Origin of the sequence: Streptomyces sp. NPDC021356 (assembly GCF_040641015.1) — a bacterium.
In the GTDB taxonomy this organism is placed as follows: domain Bacteria; phylum Actinomycetota; class Actinomycetes; order Streptomycetales; family Streptomycetaceae; genus Streptomyces.
Window position 1 is genome coordinate 130,682 of the sequence record NZ_JBFACU010000015.1, and the last position, 18,705, is coordinate 149,386.

15 protein-coding genes and 1 tRNA gene are annotated in these 18,705 nt (G+C 74.5%); 5 read left to right on the forward strand and 11 right to left on the reverse strand.

From position 1 onward, the window contains the following. Positions 1 to 32 precede the first annotated feature (32 nt). Complete coding sequence (locus AB0G56_RS21690; RefSeq protein WP_360971890.1) at positions 33 to 2,597, forward strand: CHAT domain-containing protein; 2,565 nt, start codon at positions 33 to 35, stop codon at positions 2,595 to 2,597. 61 nt (positions 2,598 to 2,658) lie between these two features. Here the strand turns inward: AB0G56_RS21690 and AB0G56_RS21695 are convergent, their stop codons facing one another. From AB0G56_RS21695 to AB0G56_RS21735, 9 genes are all read right to left on the reverse strand, one after another. Next, the gene (locus tag AB0G56_RS21695; RefSeq protein ID WP_360971716.1) at positions 2,659 to 3,795 is read right to left on the reverse strand and encodes an LLM class flavin-dependent oxidoreductase; all 1,137 of its coding nucleotides are present in this window, start codon (positions 3,793 to 3,795) and stop codon (positions 2,659 to 2,661) included. Positions 3,796 to 3,804: 9 nt separating this feature from the next. Next, positions 3,805 to 4,902, reverse strand: a complete 1,098-nt coding sequence (locus AB0G56_RS21700) for an LLM class flavin-dependent oxidoreductase (RefSeq protein WP_360971718.1) — start codon at positions 4,900 to 4,902, stop codon at positions 3,805 to 3,807. Continuing rightward, complete coding sequence (locus AB0G56_RS21705; RefSeq protein ID WP_360971720.1) at positions 4,899 to 6,272, reverse strand: NtaA/DmoA family FMN-dependent monooxygenase; 1,374 nt, start codon at positions 6,270 to 6,272, stop codon at positions 4,899 to 4,901. The genes AB0G56_RS21700 and AB0G56_RS21705 overlap by 4 nt, the downstream gene beginning before the upstream one ends. 19 nt (positions 6,273 to 6,291) lie before the next feature. Beyond that, positions 6,292 to 7,515 (reverse strand): LLM class flavin-dependent oxidoreductase, encoded by a 1,224-nt coding sequence (locus AB0G56_RS21710; protein ID WP_360971722.1) that lies wholly within the window; start codon positions 7,513 to 7,515, stop codon positions 6,292 to 6,294. Positions 7,516 to 7,542: 27 nt separating this feature from the next. After that, the gene (locus AB0G56_RS21715) at positions 7,543 to 8,565 is read right to left on the reverse strand and encodes an ABC transporter substrate-binding protein (protein ID WP_360971892.1); all 1,023 of its coding nucleotides are present in this window, start codon (positions 8,563 to 8,565) and stop codon (positions 7,543 to 7,545) included. A 71-nt stretch (positions 8,566 to 8,636) separates the two neighbouring features. Next, positions 8,637 to 9,617: an amino acid ABC transporter permease gene (locus AB0G56_RS21720; protein ID WP_360971724.1), complete on the reverse strand. Its 981-nt coding sequence runs from the start codon at positions 9,615 to 9,617 to the stop codon at positions 8,637 to 8,639. A gap of 193 nt (positions 9,618 to 9,810) precedes the next feature. Continuing rightward, positions 9,811 to 9,960 carry a hypothetical protein gene (locus AB0G56_RS21725; protein WP_360971726.1) on the reverse strand — a complete coding sequence of 50 codons (150 nt, stop codon included), beginning with the start codon at positions 9,958 to 9,960 and terminating at the stop codon, positions 9,811 to 9,813. A 228-nt stretch (positions 9,961 to 10,188) separates the two neighbouring features. After that, entirely contained in the window at positions 10,189 to 11,073 is an 885-nt protein-coding gene (locus AB0G56_RS21730) for a glutathione S-transferase C-terminal domain-containing protein (protein ID WP_360971728.1), read from the reverse strand. A 101-nt stretch (positions 11,074 to 11,174) separates the two neighbouring features. Further along, positions 11,175 to 11,360, reverse strand: a complete 186-nt coding sequence (locus AB0G56_RS21735) for a putative leader peptide (RefSeq protein ID WP_360971730.1) — start codon at positions 11,358 to 11,360, stop codon at positions 11,175 to 11,177. A gap of 310 nt (positions 11,361 to 11,670) precedes the next feature. Here AB0G56_RS21735 and AB0G56_RS21740 point away from each other — a divergent pair, with 310 nt between their 5' ends. The 3 genes from AB0G56_RS21740 to AB0G56_RS21750 are packed head-to-tail and all read left to right on the forward strand — an operon-like array spanning position 11,671 to position 16,906. Beyond that, positions 11,671 to 13,746, forward strand: a complete 2,076-nt coding sequence (locus tag AB0G56_RS21740; RefSeq protein ID WP_360971732.1) for an ATP-binding protein — start codon at positions 11,671 to 11,673, stop codon at positions 13,744 to 13,746. Continuing rightward, positions 13,743 to 16,040, forward strand: coding sequence for a WD40 repeat domain-containing protein (locus AB0G56_RS21745; protein WP_360971734.1), 2,298 nt, complete (start codon positions 13,743 to 13,745; stop codon positions 16,038 to 16,040). Before AB0G56_RS21740 ends, AB0G56_RS21745 begins: the two co-directional genes overlap by 4 nt. After that, on the forward strand, positions 16,037 to 16,906 hold the full coding sequence (locus AB0G56_RS21750; protein ID WP_360971736.1) for a serine peptidase: 870 nt from the start codon (positions 16,037 to 16,039) through the stop codon (positions 16,904 to 16,906). Before AB0G56_RS21745 ends, AB0G56_RS21750 begins: the two co-directional genes overlap by 4 nt. Positions 16,907 to 17,252: 346 nt before the next feature. Here the strand turns inward: AB0G56_RS21750 and AB0G56_RS21755 are convergent. Next, positions 17,253 to 17,326 (reverse strand) — tRNA-Pro (locus AB0G56_RS21755). Positions 17,327 to 17,390: 64 nt separating this feature from the next. Further along, complete coding sequence (locus AB0G56_RS21760) at positions 17,391 to 17,930, reverse strand: MarR family transcriptional regulator (RefSeq protein ID WP_360971738.1); 540 nt, start codon at positions 17,928 to 17,930, stop codon at positions 17,391 to 17,393. A gap of 274 nt (positions 17,931 to 18,204) precedes the next feature. Between AB0G56_RS21760 and AB0G56_RS21765 the strand changes: the two genes are divergently transcribed. Then, positions 18,205 to 18,672, forward strand: coding sequence for an SH3 domain-containing protein (locus tag AB0G56_RS21765; RefSeq protein WP_360971740.1), 468 nt, complete (start codon positions 18,205 to 18,207; stop codon positions 18,670 to 18,672). The last annotated feature ends 33 nt before the right edge of the window (positions 18,673 to 18,705 follow it).

Here is an 18,705-nt window from a genome sequence, read left to right on the forward strand (position 1 = left end):
CGGGAAGCGAATCGGAGCTCGAACTGCTGCCGATGGTGTTCGCTGACCCCGGCGAGGCGCTGGCGCGGGCCCGCGCGCTGCTCGACGCCCGGCCCGCGCCGCTGCCCGCCTCGGTGGCACACCAGGTGATCGGCATCTGGCAGCGGGACTTCGGCGACCTGCGCCTGGCCCTGCGGCATCTGCGGCGGGCCCGGGACCTGGCGGCGCGGGCCGGGTCGGCCGAGCGGGAGGCCGACGTGCTGGCCACGCTCGGGGTCGCGCTGGTCCACGCCGGCCGGACCCGGCAGGGGCTCGCGGCGTTCGAGCGGGGCGTGGCGCGCGGCACGGGCCACACCCGGGCGCGGGTCAGGTACCGGCGGGCGTACGTGTGGTGGGTGCTGGGGCGCCACCGGGAGGCGCTGGAGGACGTACGCCGGGCGGTGGGGGTGCTGCGGCAGGCCGACGACGTGATCTGGACGGCCCGGGCGCTGACCCTGCGGGCCACCGTGCACCTGGCGCTGGGCGCGGTGGAGCGGGCGGACGCCGACTTCACGGCGGCCGAGGCGCTGTGGGACACCACCGGCCAGGAGCACGACAAGGCGGACGCGGTGGAGAGCCGCGGGCTCGCGGCGTTCCGGCGCGGTGACGTGCCCGCGGCGCTGCGGCTGCTGGACGAGGCCGAGGAGCGGTACGCCAAGCTGGGCACGCCGACGTTCATGCTGGACATCCGGCGCTGCGAGGTGCTGATGGCGGCCGGTCTCGCGCCCGAGGCGCTGGCCGAGGCGGACACGGCGATCGCCGAACTCGACCGGCTGGGCGGCCAGTCGACCCGCAAGGCCGAGCTGCTGCTGGTGGCGGCGCGCGCGGCCCGGCTGGCCGACGACCCGCACACGGCGATCGACCGGGCGGCGGTGGCGGTGCGGCTGTTCGGCGGGCAGCGGCGCGCCTGGTGGGCGGCGCACGCCCGGCTGGTGCTGCTTCAGGCGCGGGCCGCCACCGGGCGCCGTTCCGGGCGGCTGGTCGCGGACGCCGCGGCGGTGGCCGGGCAGCTGGCGGCGTTCGGTTCCCCGGCCGCGCCCGAGGCGGCGCTGCTCGCCGGCCGGGTCGCGCTCGCGCTGGGCCGTCCGGCGCAGGCGGAGCGGCATCTGGCGGTCGCCGCGCGCAGCCGGTACGGCGGGCCGCCGCTGGCGCGGATGACGGGCTGGGCCGCGCAGGCGCTGCGGGCGCGGGCGGCCGGTTCGGGCCGGGGGGTGCTGGAGGCGTGCCGGCGCGGTCTCGACGTGCTGGACGACCACCGGATGACGCTGGGCGCCTCCGAGCTGCGGGCCCGGGCCACCGCGCAGGGCGCCGAACTCGCCGCGCTGGCCCAGGAGGCGGCGCTCGCCTCCGGCAGCCCGCGGCGGCTGCTGGTGTGGAGCGAACGCTGGCGGGCGACCGTGCTGTCCGCGCCGCCCACCCGGCCGCCCGCCGATCCCGCGCTGCTCAGCGGCCTGACGGCGTTCCGTGAGATCGCGGCCCGCGCGGAGGAGGCCCGGCAGGACGGTCACCCGGTGCCGGCCCTGGAGCGGGAGCAGCGGCGCCTGGAGCGCGAGATCCGCTCCCGCACCCTGCACCTGCGCGGCGAGGCGCCCGGCGGCGGCGACCGTTTCCCGCCCGCGCGGCTGCTGGAGCGGCTCGGGGACGGGTACCTGGTCGAACTGGCCGTGCTGGACGGGCGGGTGCACGTGCTGCTGTGCGGCCGGGGGCGGGTACGGCGTTTCGAGGCCGGGCGGCTCGCGGACGCGGTGACGGAGGCCGAGCACGTGCAGGCGGGGCTGCGGCGCCTCGCGCACCCCGGTGCGGCGGCCCGGCTGCCGCTGGTGGAGGCGGCGGGCCGCCGCCTGGAGGAGCTGCTGCTGGGCCCGGCCGCCCGGCAGCTGGGGTCCGGGCCGGTGGTGGTGGTGCCGCCGGGTTCGCTGCACCGGGTGCCGTGGGCGCTGCTGCCGTCGCTGCGCGAGCGGGTGCTGAGCGTGTCCCCGTCGGCGAGCAGCTGGCTGCGCGCCCGCGAGACCGAACCCCCGCCGCTCGCCCGCCCGGTGCTGGTGCGCGGCCCGGGGCTTGCGACCGGCGGTGCGGAGGTGCCCGAGCTGGCCGGGCGGTACGGGACGGCGACCGTGCTGGAGGAGGGCGCGGCGCATGTGTCGCGGGTGCTGCGGGAGCTGGACGGTGCCGCGCTCGCGCACATCGCCGCGCACGGCGCCTTCCGCGCGGACAGCCCGCTGTTCTCGTCGCTGACGATGGCGGACGGTCCGCTCATCGTGCACGACTTCGAGCGTCTGGAGCGCAGTCCGTACCGGATCATCCTGTCGTGCTGCGACACGGCCCGGTTCGCCTCGGTCGGCGCGGACGAGCTGCTGGGTCTGGTCGCCGCGCTGCTGCCGCTGGGCACGGCGGGGGTGGTGGCGTGCAGCGCGCCCGTCAACGACGAGGCTGTGGTGCCGCTGATGCTCGCGCTGCACAAGGGGATCGGTGCCGGGCTGTCCCTGGCCGAGGCGCTGCGCGACGCGCGCGCCGCCGTGCCGGGCGACGCGACGCACCAGGCGACGGGCTGGGCGTTCTCGGCGTTCGGGGCGGCCTGAGGCACGGTTGTCTCGCCGCACGGTCGCCCCACCGCGCGGCGAAGCAACGCTCGCCGGGGCGCTACCCGGACCTGCGCTGCCACTCCCGCGCCAGCAGTTCGTAGGACCGCACCCGGGCGGCGTGGTCGTGGGTGATCGTCGTGATGAGCAACTCGTCGGCTCCGGTGGCGTCCTGGAGCTGTTCGAGCCGGTCGGCGACGCGCGCCGGTGAGCCGACGAAGCGGGTGTCGACGCGGTCGCGCACCAGTGCCCGGTCCTGGTCGCTCCAGGGCTGTGCGCGGGCCTCCTCGGGCGCCGGGTAGGCGATGGCGCCCTCGGCGGTGCGGATGGAACGGACCCACAGCCCGTAGCCGGCTGCGAGGTGCCGGGCGGTGGCGTCGTCCTCGGCGACCACGACGTCGGCGGAGACGCTGACGTACGGCTTGTCGAGGACGTCGGAGGGCCGGAAGGAGGCCCGGTAGCCCTCCACGGCCTCCAGGACGGTGGCCGGGCTGACGTGGTAGTTCGCGGCGAAGCGCAGGCCGCGCGCGCCGGCCTCCCGGGCGCTCGGGCCGCCGCTGCTGCCCAGGATCCACACCTGGAGGTCCGCGCCCTCGCCGGGCACCGCGTGGGCCTCGACGCCTTCCGGTGAGCGGTAGGTCCCGGCCAGCAGGGCGAGGAGGTCGTCGAGTTGCTCCGCGTACTCCTGGGGCTCGGCGCCCGGGAGGTGGAGCAGCCGGCGTTGCAGGGCGAGGCGGGGCGAGCCGAGCAGGGACGCGAAGGAGAAGCGGGGCGGGATCAGCAGGCCGTTCGGGGCGCGGCCGTCGACGACCGGGGTGGCCGTCGCCGGCGGCGCGGCCGGCTCGGCCGGCGGGCGCCCGCCGGAGCGGCCGAGGCCCAGGTCGAGGCGGCCGGGGTGGAGGGCGTCGACCAGGCCGAACTCCTCGACCGTGGACAGGGCGGTACGGTGCCCGAGCTGGACGGCGCCGGAACCGAGCCGGATGGTGGAGGTGGCCGCGGCCGTCAGGGCGAGGAGGACTGCGGGCGAGCTGCCGGCCACGCCCGGGTTGAGGTGGTGCTCGGCGAACCAGTACCGGGTGTAGCCGAGGCGTTCGGCCCGCCGGGCCAGGTCGAGGGAGTTGCGCAGCGCGTCGGGCGCCGTGGCCCCGGAGGGGATCGGGACCAGGTCGAGGACGCCGAGAGGGGTGCCGAAGGACACGGGGGCTCCTCAGTGGACGTGGGCGGTGGGTGCGGGGGCGGGCGCCTGGCCCGGGAGGACCGGCTCCCAGGCGAACGGCGGGTCGCAGATCGTGCGGCGCAGCACGGGCGCGACCTCGCTCTGGAACAGTTCCAGCGAGTCGCGGTGCTGCGTGTCGGTCAGTTGGCCCGCGTCGGCCTGGACGTGCTGCACGGTGTGCCCGAACCGCTCGTGGTAGCGGTGCACCTTGTCGATCACCTGCTCCGGGCTGCCGATGAGCGCCGAGGAGCGCTCCGCGAAGTCCTCGGGCGTCTCGAAGACCACGGGCAGGCCCGCCTTCTTCTGGAAGGCCAGGTTGCTCTCGAAGACGGGCCGGTAGGCGGCGAGCGCCTCCTGCGAGGTGCGGGCCACGTACAGGCCTGCCGAGCCCGCGCCGACCGCGATGTCCGCCGGGTCGTGGCCGTAGTGCTCCCAGCGTTCGCGGTAGTGGCGGACCAGTGCGGCGTACGGCTCGATCGGGTGGGTGACGTTCGCGGAGAACAGCGGGTCGCCGTAGCGGGCGGCGAGGTCGACGCTCTCCTGGCTGGTCGCGCTGCCGTGCCAGACCCGCACGGGCCGCTGGTACGGGCGCGGCCACACCTCGGCGTCCTTCAGCGGCGGCCGGAAGCGGGTGTCGGCGCTCACCCTGTCCTCGCGCCAGATCGTCCGGAACACCTCGTAGCTCTCGGCGTTGCGGTCCCACTGGTCCTCGGGGGTGACGTGGAACAGGTCCCGCTGGGCGGTGCCGTTGCCCTTGCCGATGATGAGGTCGAGCCGGCCGCCGGAGAGGTGGTCCAGGGTCGCGTAGTCCTCGTAGGCGCGGACCGGGTCGAGCAGGCTGAGGGTGGTGACGGCGGTGAAGAGCCGGATGCGCCGGGTGAGCGCCGCGACGTGGCTGAGCACCACCGTGGGCGCCGAGGAGAGGAAGGGCCGCTCGTGCCGCTCCCCCACCCCGAAGCCGTCGAAGCCCAGTTCCTCGGCGAGCACGGCGTTGTCGAGGACCTCCCGGAAGCGGTCGTGGGTGGACTTCAGTACGCCGGTGGCCGGGTCCGGGCGGTGCACGATCAGGGTGATGGCGAGGAACTTCACGAGGCCGCCTTCTCCTCGCGCGCGTGGTCCGGGTGGGCCAGGCCGAGGTGGTCGCGCAGGGTCGTGCCCTCGTAGTCGGTGCGGAAGACGCCCTGTTCCTGCAGGAGCGGGACGACTTTGTCGGCGAACGGGTCCAGGCCGCCGGGGGTGATGTGCGGGACGAGGATGAAGCCGTCGCAGGCGTCGGCCTGGACGAAGTCGTCGATGTCCTTGGCCACGGTGGCCGGGGCGCCGACGAACGTCTGCCGGTTGCCGGTGTTGATGACCAGGTCGCGGATGGACCAGCCGTGGGCCGCGGCCTGTTCGCGCCAGGCGCGGGCGGTGGCCAGCGGGTCGCGGTACATGCGCACCTGGGCCCGGCCGCGCGCGATGTGGTGCTCGCGGGTGTCGGGGTCGATGTCGGGCAGCGGCCCGTCCGGGTCGTACGCCGACAGGTCGCGGTTCCAGACGAACTCCAGGTGCTTGATCGCGGTGGCGCCGCTGACCTGTTGCCGGCGCACTTCGCGGGCCAGTTCCTCGGCCTCGGCGTCGGTGTCGCCGAGCACGAAGGTCGCGGCGGGCAGGATGAGCAACTGGTCGTGGCGGCGGCCGTACTTGGCGAGGCGGCCCTTGACGTCCTTGTAGAAGGCCTGGCCCTCCGCGAGGGTCGCGTACCGGCTGAAGATGGCGTCGGCATCGGCGGCGGCGAACTCGCGGCCCTCCTCCGAGTCGCCGGCCTGGAAGATCACCGGCCGTCCCTGCGGGGAGCGCGGCACGTCGAACTGCCCGTGGATGTCGAAGTGCTGCCCCTTGTGGACGAAGGCGCCGGCCCGGGCGTCGCGCAGGAAGGTGCCGGCGCCCTGGTCGGCGACGATCTCGTCGCCGCGCCAGGAGTCGAAGAGTTCGTTCGCCGTGGCCAGGAACTCCCGGGCGCGGGAGTAGCGCTCCTGTTGCGGCAGGAAGCCGCCGCGCCGGAAGTTCTCGCCGGTGAAGGCGTCCCAGGAGGTGACGACGTTCCAGGCGGAGCGGCCCGCGGAGAGGTGGTCGAGGCTGGCGAACTGGCGGGCCACCTCGTAGGGCTCGTTGAAGGTGGAGTTGATGGTGCCGGTCAGGCCGAGGCGGTCGGTGACTGCGGCGAGGGCGGCGAGGACGGTGAAGGTGTCCGGGCGGCCGACGACGTCCAAGTCGTATATCCGACCCCCCTGTTCGCGCAGGCGCAGGCCCTCGGCGAGGAAGAGGAAGTCGAACTTGGCGCGTTCGGCGGTGCGGGCGAAGTGGGTGAAGGAGCGGAAGTCGATGTGGCTGCCGGCGGCCGGGTCGCTCCAGACGGTGGTGTTGTTGACTCCGGGGAAGTGGGCGGCCAGGTGGATCTGCTTGTGCGGCTTGCTCATGGCGTGGGGTCCTTCCGGCTCAGGCGGTGGCGGTGGCGGCGTAGCGACTGGCGGGGCGGGCGAGGCCGAGCCGGCCGCGCAGGGTGCCGGCCTCGTAGGCGTGCCGGAAGAGGCCGCGGCGCTGGAGTTCGGGGACGAGGTCCCGGGTGATCCTGGGCAGGTCGTGGCCGAGGACGGCCGGCCGGAGCCGGAAGCCGGTGAGCCCACCGGTGCGCAACTCCTCCAGCAGGTCGGCGAGTTGTGCGGCCGTCCCGGTGAAGACGCGGGCGTCGCCGGCGTACTCGGCGCCGTCGAGGGTGTCGAGGCGGTCCTTGCGGGCGGCGGCCCGCGCCGGGTCGTCGTCCAGGAGGACCACGAGGTCGCCGAAGACGTGCAGCGGCTCGTCGGCGCGGCCCGCCGTCCGCTGTTCGGCGCGGATCTCGTCGACGATGCGGCGGGCGTCGGGGGCATCGCGCGGGGTGACGTAGCCGATGTCGGCCTGGCGGGCGAGCAGCCGGTAGGGGACGGTCTGGTGGGCGAGGGCGCTGACGACCGGCTGGCCCTGTGGCGGACGGGGCGTGATGGAGGGGCCCTTCACGCTGAAGAAACGGCCCTCGAAGTCGATGTAGTGCAGTTTGTCGCGGTCGATGAAGCGCCCGGTGGCGGTGTCGCGGATCTCCGCGTCGTCCTCCCAGCTGTCCCACAGCCGCCGCACGACCTCGACGTGGTCGGCGGCCTCGTCGAACAGTTCGGAGATCCGCTCCTGTCCGGCCGGGCTGCGCAGGCCCTCCAGGGTGATCGGGGGGAAGGTGCGGCGGCCGAAGTGGGCGGCCTCGTGGGGGCGGGGCGTGATCTGGACGCGCAGCCCGGCCCTGCCGCCGCTCACATGGTCGAGGGTCGCGATCGCCTTGGAGATGTGGAACGGCTCCGTGTGCGTGGCCACCACGGTCGGCACCAGTCCGATGTGCCGGGTGAGGGGCGCGACGCGGGACGCGATCAGTACGGCGTCCAGGCGGCCGCGGACCTGGTCGGTGCGGCCGTCCGGTTCGCCGAAGCGGGAGGACTGCTGGCCGAGCCCGTCCTCGAGGGTCACGAGGTCGAGCAGCCCGTGCTCGGCCTCCGTGACGAGGTCGGCCCAGTACCGGGCGGTGAACAGGTCCTGGGGCCGGGACACCGCCTCCCGCCAGGAGGCGGGGTGCCAGCCGGTGCCGTCGAGGGCCACGGCGAGGTGCAGCGGGCCGGGGGAAGAGGAGGTCGTGGACATGCGGGTGCCTTCCTGGAGGTCCGGGGGTCAGGAGTTGTCGAGGGGCAGGCCGGGCGGGTCGGTCTCGGCCTTGGCGACGGCCTCGTCGGAGAGGTTCCAGGCAGCCAGCCACTTGCCGTACTGACCGTCGCGGATCAGGTGGTCGAGGGCGTCGGTGAGCGGCTTGGCCAGTGCGCTGTCCTTCTTCGCGGTGGCCGCGATCAGGCCCTGCAGGCCCGCGCCCGCACCGGAGAAGGTGCCCGCGGTGCGGGTCGCGCGGGGCGTGTTCGCGCTCTGCCGGACGTGGTAGGCGATACCGGGGTCGGGGCCGAAGTAGGCGTCGATACGGCCGCTCGCCAGGGCCAGGTAGGTGCTGTTGCTGTCCTGGTAGTACTTGACGGTGAGCTGCTTGCCCTCGCGGGCGAGCCGGTCCCTCCACTCCAGCAGGATCTTCTCCTGGTTGGTGCCGGAGCCGACGGCCACGGTCTTCCCGGCGAGGGCGCGGTAGTCGCCGCGGAAGGTCCAGGTGCTCTTCGCGGGCACCTCGAAGGCGAGGTTGTCCTGCCGGTAGGAGGCGAACTCGTACTTCTTCTTGCGTTCCTCGGTGACGGTGACGTTGGAGAAGGCCACGTCGGTCCGGCCGCTGTCGATGCCGACGAACATGTTCTCCCAGGTGGAGTTCTTCAGCTCGGGCTTCAGACCGAGGACCGCTGCCACCAGCCGGCCGAGGTCGGGCTCGGCACCGGTGAGGGTCTTCTGGTCCCCGCCGACGTACGCCAACGGCGGGAAGCCGGAGGGCAGCGCGCCGACGCCGATGACGAGCGTGCCTCTCGCCCGTACGGCGGCGGGCAGTTCGGCGTGCAGGGCCTTGACCTCGGATACGTCGAGGGTGGTCTGCCGGGCGGCGCCGTTGGAGAGCTGTCCCACGGTGACCTTCCCGGCGGCGTCCCCGGTGGCGGTGGCGGCCTCGCTGTCACCGCCGCAGCCGGTGAGGAGGACGGCGAGGGTGACGAGGGCGGTGCCGGCGGTGAGTGCGCGCGGGACCCGGCCGGGGAGACGCAGGGTGGGCATGGCTGTCCTTCGCAGGAGTAGGGGGCGGTGGTGGACCGGCGCCCGGTCCACCGCGGCGAGGAGCGGGGTGGTCATACGGCGGCTTCGCGGCGCACGCGCTCCCGCAGCCCGGTGAGCCGGCCGCGCAGCCTCTGCAGCGGGGTCGGCGGCAGCACGCGCTGGGCGCCCCGGGCGTAGTGGCGTTCGACGTGGAACTGGACGACGGAGACGGCGCTGGTCAGGACCAGGTACCAGGCGGTGACCACCAGCAGCAGCGGCACGATGTCGCCGGGGTAGGTGGAGCCCATGGTCTGCGCGGAGCCGAAGAGGTCGAGCAGGGAGACGTAGAAGACCAGGGACGTGCTCTTGACGAGGCCGATGAGCTGGTTGACGTAGTTCGGGACGATGGAGCGCAGGGCCTGCGGCAGGACGATCCGCCGGAACTGGCGGGCCCTGGGCAGGCCGAGGGCGGCGGCGGCCTCGTACTGGCCCTGGTCCACGGAGAGGATGCCACCGCGGACCACCTCGGCCGCGTAGGCCGCCTCGTTGAGGCTGAGCCCGACGACGGCGACGGCCATGTCGGTGGCGAGCCGGGACTCGTCGAACCGGAAGAAGGCCGGGCCGAACGGGATGCCGATGCTGACGGTCCGGTACAGGGCGGAGAAGTTGTAGAGGAAGATCAGCACCACGATCAGCGGCACGGACCGCAGCGCCCACACGTAGGTCCAGCTGACCGCGCGCAGCACCGGGCTGCGGGAGAGCCGGGCCAGGGCGAGGACGACGCCGCCGAGCAGGCCCAGCACGGCGCTGAGAGCGGTGACTTCGAGGGTGACGAGGAGGCCGTCGAGGATGGTCGGCCGCAGGAACCAGTAGCCGAAGCGGTCCCACTGGTAGAAGGGGTTGGTGACCAGGCCGTGCGCGAACTGGGCGACCAGGACCACTACGACGGCGGTGGCGATCCACCGGCCGGGGCGGCGCGCGGGCCGTATCCGCAGGGTGGGCAGCGGCGAAGGCGTGGTGGCGGCCGGCGGTGCCTCGGCGAGGGACACGGCGGCGCCAGGGGGTTCACTCATGGGTGGGCTCCGGCGGAGTCGGACGCCCCGGGCCACGGCGGCGGTCGCACCCGGCCGCGCCGGCGGCGCGCAGCGGGGCGTGGACCGCTGGGCGGACGGCGTGGGACCGGTGGAGGCGCGGTGGCGGGGCGGGCGGACGACGGATCACCGCGACTGCGGTGTCCGGCTCTCGGGCGGGGCTGCGGGAAGTTCGTCAGCCCCGGCGGCGGGCGCGGCCCGGCGCGGTACACAGCGCGCTGCTGACCCGGAGCAGGTCGACGGCACGGTCGGCGACCAGGCGCTGCGCGGACGGCGGAACGCAGCCCTGGGCACGGCCCGTGGCCGTCCGGGGAGCTGCGTACATGTCCGTCACCTGTCGCTCGTCGCTGTGGGGCCCGGGAGCCGGATCCGCGGGGCGGGCCGTGGGGGCCGCCGCGCGCGTCGTCGTGACCGTCCGGGGCGCCCGGGCGTCCGGTCCCGGTCAGGGGTGTACGGGCGCGTGGTCCCGCGTCCCTTCCGGGCCGTAAGTTAAGGCAGTTGTCCGTTCGAAAGTCAACGCCGGTCCGTCAGGTGGACCGTCGGGCACGGCGGTTCATGGCCGGTGGATCCGGCGGGTGCCGTCCGCGTGGGCGGCCCAGTCGAGGATCTGGACGGCGGCGCCGGCGGCCTCCAGGCCCCGGCAGCGGGCGCGGTGGCGGCGGGCGGTGCCGGCCAGGTCGAGGTGGGCGGCGAAGGCCGGGTGCGCGGTGAGGCGCCGGGCGTGGTCCCACAGGGCGGGACGGCCGGCGATGCGGTGCACCGCGTGGGCGTCGAGGTGGTGGCGGTGCACGGTGTCGAGCTGGACGAGGGTGACCCACAGCGTCACGTCGGCGCCCGTGAGCCGGTCGCCCGTGACGTGCTCGTGGCCGGTCAGCCGGTGCTCCAGTTCGTCCAGCGCGCCGAGCAGCACGTCGAGCGCCGAGGCGCGTTCCGCCGGATCGCCGTCCGCGCGCCCGGCGCGCTGGGCGGCCTCCTCCACACCGCGTGCGCACAGCTGCTCGACGGCCTCGATCTCGGCGGCGGCGTCGCGCGGGTACAGGGCGGCCCTGCCGTCGCCGAAGTACCGGTCCAGGTCCCGGGTGATGTCGGGGGCGTGGGTGCTGACGATCCGTCCCGACCAGCCGTCGCTGAGAACCGGGGCGAGCGCCGGGCCGGGGTGGCGGTGGGCGCTCGCCTCGTACAGCGGTTCCAGGGCTGTGTGGCCGCCGTCCTGTCCGTCCGGGACGGCCGGCAGGAACGTCACCGGACAGCTGTCCGCGATGCCCAGCAGGCTGTGCGTGACGGCGATGGCCAGCCCCTGCGGACAGGCGGTGGACAGGTGGAGGCGGTAGCGGCCGGGCACGGCGTAGTGTCCGCTGCGCGCGTCCCGGCCGATGCGGCCCCGGAACGCGGGCGCGGGGCGGGTGGCGAGGTGGGCGGCCTGCGGTGTGACGGACATGGGTCTCCCCGGGTACGGGCACGCGCGAGGGCACGCGCTGCGGAAGCGGTGTCGGAGCCGTGGAGCCGGGGCCAGGCACTGCGGGCCTGGAGACGCCCGGCTCAGCCGGGAGCGCCGAGGGCGCTGCAGACGCGCAGCAGGTCGATGTGGCGGCGCGAGGTGAGCAGGGGCGGGACGGGCGGGGGCGCGCCGGGCAAGGGTGCACTGAGCGGGGCGACCTCGCCGGTCGGGGGCGACGGCCGGGACGTACGGCTCACACGGCCGGTCTCCGGCTCAAGGCGCCACATGATTCCCTACCTGTTCACTAGGATTCCTCTCGAGTGTCGGGCCACCTGGAGCCACAGTCAAGGGGGTGTCCACGAGGCAGGGAAGGCGGCGTCCACCGGGCGGGGTGGGCGGGCAGGCGCCCGGACGCGCACCCACAACTCCCCCTCCCCGGCCCCGTGACGAATGTCCCGGACTCGGTGGTGGCGGGTGGCCGAACCTGCGAAGATCGCTCGATGTCCCGGCCGCGACGCTGTCCGCGCGAGCGTGCGGACGGCGGGAGCCGGCCGGGCGGGGACGACGACGGGGGCCGGGGGTTCTGTGCTGCGGACGATGCTCACGATCGGTCTTCCGATCGACGACGACGGTCAGGACGGACCGCCGTCGCTGGAACAGCAGGAACTCGACCCGCTCGCCGAAGCCCCGCGCCGCGCGGCGGAGGTCGCGAAGGCGCTGGCACGTTTCGGCTACCGGCCGCCCTCCGCAGGCGGCGACGCGCCTTCATCCGCCGAGGCGGGGGACGGCGACCCGTCCGGCCGGATCCGGGCCGCGATCACCATGCCGGACGACGACACCGCTGTACTCGTCGTGCACCTGGTGGCGCACGGCCGGATCGCCGCCTCCGGCGAGCGCACGCTGCACGCGGTGGGCCGGGACGGGCGCAACCTCGACGATCCCGTCGTCGCGTGGATCAGCCTGATCGAGTCGCACCCGGACAAGGTCCGACCCCTCACCTTGTTCATCCTCGACCTGTGCCACTCCGGTGTCGCCGCCGAACTCCCCTGGCACCCCCAGATGCGCACCCTGGAGAGACGAGCCTGGGTGATCGCCGCCTCCGGGGCGAGGGACAGGGCCTTCGGTTACCGGCTCAGCCGCGCCACCACGGCGGTGCTGAACGAGTACCGCGACGGCCTGCTCCGTGCGGACCCCTCGCGCCGTTACATCCCGCTGCCGACGGTCGTGCGCGAGATCAAGCGCAAGGTGGCGAGGCTCAACGCGGAGGAGGGCCTGTCCCAAGAGCTCGCCGGAAGCCACGTCCCGTTCTTCGACACGCTCGACCACCTGCCTTTCTTTCCCAACCCCGAGTACCGTGCCGGGGCCGGCCTCTCCACCGAGCTGGACGAGGACCTGGTGCCGCTGGCCGACGAGGCGCTCGACCCGCTGCACTTCATGAAGCGGGGCGCCGGCGCCGAAGCCCTGGATCGAGGGCTCACCCAGGGCTACTTCCGGGGCCGCGACAAGGAGGCTGCCGAACTCACCGAGTGGTTCGACGGCGCGGGTCCACGGTTCGGCGTCGTCACCGGCAAGCCTGGCGTGGGCAAGTCGGCCCTGCTGGGCGTGATGGTCTGCGCCGCCCATCCCGCGCTCCGCACGGCCACCCAGCACCTGTGGCTGCCCCTGCCGCACCGCCCCGCGGCCAACAGCCGGCTCGCCGTCGTGCACGCGCGCCGCCGCAACCTGGAGGAGATAGCCGACTCCCTTGCCCGTCAGCTCGGGGCCCGCCCCGAGGACAGGCCGACTGGCGGATGGGACGCGGAAGGGCTCGCGCGGCTCACCGGTACGGACCCGAAGGAACCCGCCACGCTCGTGCTCGACGCCCTGGACGAGGCCGAACGGCCGGCGGACGTGGTCCGGGCGCTGCTCATGCCCCTCGCCCAGGAGGCCACGGGCGGCAACGGCGTGCGCCTTCTGATCGGCGCGCGGCCTGAGCCGCCGTTCGGCGTGCTGCTGGACATCGCCGTGCGGGACGGGCTGCTGATCGACCTCAACGCGGCCGACCGGGACGACCTGCGCAACGATCTGGAGGCGTACGTCCGGGACCTGCTGGCCAGCGGCGGCGGCCCCTACGAGCGCAAGGAGAACGCGGCTGCCGCCCGGGAGCTCGCGGCAGGCATCGCCGCCCGGCTCGTCGGATCCCCGGGAGAGGCCGGCCCGGCCGATGAACCTCCCCTGGAGTGGGGCGAGTTCCTCGTCGCCGGCCTCTATCTGCGGCATCTCCTGACCCTGCCGGTCGAGAGCGACCCGTCCCGGGCTCGGCAACTGGGGCTCGCCACGCCCCGGGAACTCACCGAGCTGCTCCACCTGGACCTGGCAGGCCCGGGCGACCGGCCCTGGATGCGCCCGGTGCTCGCGGCCCTGGCCCACGCGGAGGGGCTGGGCATGCCGGAGCGCGTCCTCGCGCACGCCGCCGTCGCCTTCGCCCCGCAGAACGTCGCGGTCGGCCCACAGGCCGCCGGAAGCGAGCCGCTCAGGCCCGCGCTCGTCCGCGAGGCCCTGGACCAGGCCCGTTTCTACCTGCGGCGCGATGTCGACGTCGACGGCACCACGCTGTACCGGCTCTTCCACGAGAGCCTGGCCGAACGCCTGCGCGCCGATCCGCACGGCCTGGGCAGGGGGGACGGGGCTTGAACGCGCCGATCCGGTCGCCGTACGCCGAAGCGGTCTACGCCCGTCTGCTGGACTCCGTACCCGATGCCGGGGAAGGTCGGCGCCTCTGGCAGGTCGCCGACCCCTATCTGCTGCGGCACGCCGCCCAGCACGCCGTACGGGCGAGCCGGGCGGACGACCTGCTGCTGGACGCGGACTTCCTCGTCGAGGCGGACCCGGAGGCGGTCTCCGAGATCCTGAGCAGCGCCGGCGCGCGGGACGCCCGGGTCGCCGCGATGGTCTACCGGGCCTCCTACAGCGCCCACCGGCGCCTCCAGCCGTACCAGCGGCGGCAGATCCTGGCCCTGGACGCGGCACGTTTCCAGGCGTTCGAACTCGGCCGCGAGCTGGCCCGCGGCAGCGACTGGCAGCACCGGTGGGCCACCGGCCAGCAGGCCGGGACGTCCCTGACCGCCACGCTGGAGGGTCACACGCACGAGGTCACCGGCGTGGCGCTGACGGTGCTCGACGGGCAGCCCGTCGCGGTGACCTCCGGCTACGGCGGCAGAGTGCGGGTGTGGGACCTGGCAACCGGACTCACCACCCACACCCTCGAAGGGCACACCGGCCCCGTGACCGCGGTGTCGGTGACGGCCGCCGGCGGCCGGCCGGTCGCCGTCACCTCGAGCTGGGACGGCACCGCTCGTGTGTGGGACCTGGCCACCGGCCGCACCATCTCCGTCCAGCGCGTCCTGGCCGGTCTGCTGACGGGCGTGGCCACCACCTCCGTGGAAGGCCGGCCGATCGCGGTGATCACTGCCTACACGGGCACGGTCCACGTCTGGGACCTGGCCGCCGACCTGCTCGCGGAGAGCCCCCCGAGGACCTTCCCGCCCGCCCACACCGCCCCGGTGACCTCGGTGGCCGCCGGGGTGCTCCAGGGCTGGCCCGTGGCAGTGACCACCAGCTACGACGGCACGGCCCGCGTCTGGGACCTCGACACCGGACCGCACGGGCCGGGCCTCACCCTGACCGGCCACACGCACTGGGTCCTCGGAGCGGCCCTGACCGTGATGGACGGTCGGCCGGTGGCGATCACCGCCGGCCGGGACCGCACGGCACGCGTCTGGGACCTGATCAACGGCCGTCAGGAGACGGTCCTCGTCGGGCACACCGACTGGGTGACGGGCGCGGCCGCCGCGGTCCTCGACGGCCGTCCCGTCGCCGTCACCTCCAGCAGGGACGGGACGGCCCGCGTGTGGGACCTGTCCACGGGCCGTACCGCCGCCACCACGACGGTGGACCGCAGTTCGCAGTGGCTGTCTGGAGTGGCCGTGGCCGACCCGGCGGGCTGGCCCGTCGTCGTCACCGCGGGCGAGCGCGGGACCGTCCAGGTCTGGGACCTGTCCGCGCGCAGCACCGCGGTCGGGCTGCCGGGTCACACGAACGCGGTCACCGACGCGGCCACCGCCTCGGTCGACGGCAGTACGCTCGCGGTCACCGGCAGCCACGACCACACAGCACGGGTGTGGGACGTGACCGCCGGAACCACCAGAACGGTGCTGGAAGGGCACCAGGGGCCGATCACCGGCGTGGCCATGGCCGTCGTGGCCGGGCGGCCTGTCGCCCTCACCGGCAGCACCGACCGGACCGCGCGTGTGTGGGACGCGGTCAGCGGCCGGACAACGGCGGTGTTCACCCGCCACACCGAACCGGTGACCGGGGTCGGCCTGGCGGTCCTGCACGAGCGGCCGTTCGCCGTCACGGCCGCCGCGGACGGCACGGTCCGGGTGTGGGACGTGACCCTCAGACGCGCCGTCCGTGTCATCGCCCAGGAGGTCCGGGCAATGGACGTCGTGGTCGTCGGTGACCGGCTCGCCGCCGTCTTCGCGGCCGCGTCGGGGGCCGACTGGCATCCCGACCTGGGCGACGAGCAGGCCGCATCGGTCCCCCTGGACCGCGACGCGCCAGCCGTCACCGCCGTCTCGGCCACCACCCTCGGCGGCCTGCCCGTCGCGGTCACCGGGAACAGTGAGGGCGCCGTACGGGTCTGGGACCTGAGCGACCCCCGTGAGGCCACGGTGCTCGAGGGGCACACCGACGGCGTGACGGACATCGCCGCCCTGGTACGCGGCGACACCACGTGGGCGATCACCACCGGCTACGACCGCACGGCCCGGGTGTGGGACCTCGCGAACGGCCGGTGCCTGACCACTCTTGCCCTGCCCGACGTCCCGCACAGCGTCGGCGTCGGCCCCGAAGGACACATCGTGCTCGGCATGGGGCACGAGGTGATCGCCCTGACTCTCACCCCCGCGGCGTGGAGGCCCTCGTGACAACGACCCCGGTCCGTATCGTCGGCGTGCACGGCGTCGGACATCTCGACCGCCGTCGCGCCCCGGACGCCGTGCGCGCCGCCTGCGCGGCCGACTGGGCGTCGCATCTGGCGTCCGGCCTCAAGGTGCCCGTCTCGTCGTTCGACTGGGACTTCGCCTACTACGCGCCGCTGCTCCGCACCGGCCCCGTGACCCAGGGGGACGGCGACCCGGAGGACTTGGACGACCCGCTCGCCCGGGAGCTGATGGCCCAGTGGCTGGACGCCCTGGACGCCCCGCGGCCGGTCAGCCAGGGCGCGCTCACGCTGCCCCTGCGCCACGCTGCGGCCTGGGTGGCGGAACACTTCAGCCTGGACGGCCGGCTGACCCGGCTGTTCATCCGGGTCTTCTTCCGCGAGGTGGCCGCCTATCTGCGGCATGACAACGACCCCGCCCGGACGGCCGCCCGCGAGGAGGTGGCCGCGCGGATCGCCCTGCACCGGCCTCGGATCGTCATCGCGCACTCCCTCGGTTCCGTCGTCGCCTACGAGGCGCTGCACGCACATCCCGAACTGGACATCGAGCTGCTGCTGACCGTCGGCTCTCCGCTGGCGATGCCCCGCGCCGTGTTCGACCGGCTGCTGCCCCGCCCCGAGGACGGCCCGGAGGGCCGCCGCGGCGAGCGGCCCGCGTGCGTGCGCCGGTGGGTGAACATCGCGGACCCCGGCGACCCTGTGGCCATCCCTTCGGGGCTCGGCCGCGCATTCCAGGGAATCGGCCTGGACCTGACGGACACCGTGCACGCGGGCTACGGATTCCACCACGCGAAGAACTACCTGTCCTGCGCAGCCACGGCGGCGGTCACAGGTCCGTACGCCGGCCTGTGACGCGGACAGGGACCGCCCAGTCCCCCTTCGGGCCGGCGCCTCGGCCCCCTGACGGGACGTCAGCCTCTCCTCCGCAGCCAAAACGACGGCACCGCGACACCCGCCTTCTGTCAGCGACCCGGAGCCTAGGCACGAGTGCCGACCGCTGCTGATGAGCGCGAGCGTGCGGGCATTGGCCTGTCGAGGGCCGCCCTTCGCACCATGACAAGCCGTTCGGCGCACCTTGACCGGGTCAAGGCCTCTTCAGCCCAGTCAAGTGCGCTGGTCCCCGGCTGGTCCCCGAGAATGATCAAGGGGCCGCTTCAGATCTGCTCTGAAACGGCCCCTGACCCGCGACTTCGTAAAGTCGGGACGACAGGATTTGAACCTGCGACCCCTTGACCCCCAGTCAAGTGCGCTACCAAGCTGCGCCACGTCCCGATGCGTCCGTGCGGTGTCCCGTGCGAACGCGCGGGTCAACCCTACCGCACCCGCGCGGCTGCTCTCAGCCGGCCGGTGCGCCCGCACGGGTGGTGGTCTCCCCCGCGGCCTCCTGCTCGGGGTCGACGTCCTTGGCGTAGGCGAGGAAGTCGTCGACCATGCGGTGGAACAGGGTGGCGAGCCGGCGCAGCTCGTCGGCCGACCAGCCGGACAGGGCGGCCTCCATGCCCCGGGCGCCGACCTCCCGGACGCGCGCGATGGCGTCCCGGCCCGGCTCGGTGAGCCGGATACGCTGGGCCCGACGGTCGTCGGGGTCGGGGACGCGGGTGACGTGCCCGGACTTCTCCAGCTGCTGGACGGTGCGGGTGACGTGGGAGGCCTCCACGCCCAGGCGGTGGGCCAGCTCGCCGGGCCGCAGCGGCTCGGAGTCGGCGATCTGGCGCAGCAGGGCCACCGCGGCGCGGTCCAGCGGAACACCGGCCAGAGCCATCAGCTTCTCGTGCTGCCGGGCCCGCGTGCTCAGGTACGTGATCCGGGTGAGGGCACGCTCGATCTCGGCCACTTCGGGCGAGACGGGTCCGGGGGGCGGGGATGCGGTGGACATGGGGCCAGTTTACCATATCGTTGCGTTACTCAAGTAGTTCGCGAGTGCACTCGCCGTGAACGCGGAGCCGGGCACGGTGAACGCGTCCGGGCGCGGCGCTCAGAGCCGGGCACGGAGAACGCGTCCGAGCGCGGGGAACGCGTCCGAGCGCGGCCCCTGGGACGTCCCCGCCGTCCCCGGGACGCGGGGACGGCATTCCGGGCCGGCCACACGGAAACGCTGGGCGGCAGGTGATCACGGCACGTGGTCACAGAACGACAGCCCGGAGGTTTCCATGATCCGACGGACCCTCACCGGCGGCCTGCTGGCCACGGTCGCGATGCTCGCGCTCGTGCCCACCGCCGCCGACGCCACCCCGGCCGCCCCCGCCCCGCGCACCGCCGTGTCGGCGACCGTCCCCGACCTGCTCCCCGCACACCTGCTCCAGCCGGCGCTCCCCACCGCCCGGCACGCCGCCCACCCCACCACCCACCACGTCAACCACCGTGCCACGCACAGGCGTTCGCACCGTGCCTTCGGACGGGTGGTCACCTACCGTTCGCCGCTGCACGTTCGCTCCGGCCCGGGCACCGGCTACCACGTGATCGGCGTACGGCACGCGGGACGGCTGGTGGCGCTCAAGTGCCGGGCCTACGGCTCGTGGGTGCGCGGCACGCACCAGTGGTACCGGCTCGCGCACGTACGCGGCTACGTCTCCGCCCACTACGTGCGGGTGGTGCGCGGCACCGTGCCGTGGTGCTGACGCGCCGCGCCCTCCGCGCGCGGTGACACGACC

Excerpts from the sequence above, each read along its gene's own strand:
- AB0G56_RS21765 (WP_360971740.1), top strand. The coding sequence starts at position 18,205 with ATGATCCGACGGACCCTCACCGGCGGCCTGCTGGCCACGGTCGCGATG.
- AB0G56_RS21735 (WP_360971730.1), bottom strand. The coding sequence starts at position 11,360 with ATGTGGCGCCTTGAGCCGGAGACCGGCCGTGTGAGCCGTACGTCCCGG.
- AB0G56_RS21730 (WP_360971728.1), bottom strand. The coding sequence starts at position 11,073 with ATGTCCGTCACACCGCAGGCCGCCCACCTCGCCACCCGCCCCGCGCCC.
- AB0G56_RS21720 (WP_360971724.1), bottom strand. The coding sequence starts at position 9,617 with ATGAGTGAACCCCCTGGCGCCGCCGTGTCCCTCGCCGAGGCACCGCCG.
- AB0G56_RS21705 (WP_360971720.1), bottom strand. The coding sequence starts at position 6,272 with ATGAGCAAGCCGCACAAGCAGATCCACCTGGCCGCCCACTTCCCCGGA.
- AB0G56_RS21740 (WP_360971732.1), top strand. The coding sequence starts at position 11,671 with ATGCTCACGATCGGTCTTCCGATCGACGACGACGGTCAGGACGGACCG.
- AB0G56_RS21725 (WP_360971726.1), bottom strand. The coding sequence starts at position 9,960 with ATGTACGCAGCTCCCCGGACGGCCACGGGCCGTGCCCAGGGCTGCGTT.
- AB0G56_RS21690 (WP_360971890.1), top strand. The coding sequence starts at position 33 with ATGGTGTTCGCTGACCCCGGCGAGGCGCTGGCGCGGGCCCGCGCGCTG.
- AB0G56_RS21715 (WP_360971892.1), bottom strand. The coding sequence starts at position 8,565 with ATGCCCACCCTGCGTCTCCCCGGCCGGGTCCCGCGCGCACTCACCGCC.
- AB0G56_RS21760 (WP_360971738.1), bottom strand. The coding sequence starts at position 17,930 with ATGTCCACCGCATCCCCGCCCCCCGGACCCGTCTCGCCCGAAGTGGCC.
- AB0G56_RS21710 (WP_360971722.1), bottom strand. The coding sequence starts at position 7,515 with ATGTCCACGACCTCCTCTTCCCCCGGCCCGCTGCACCTCGCCGTGGCC.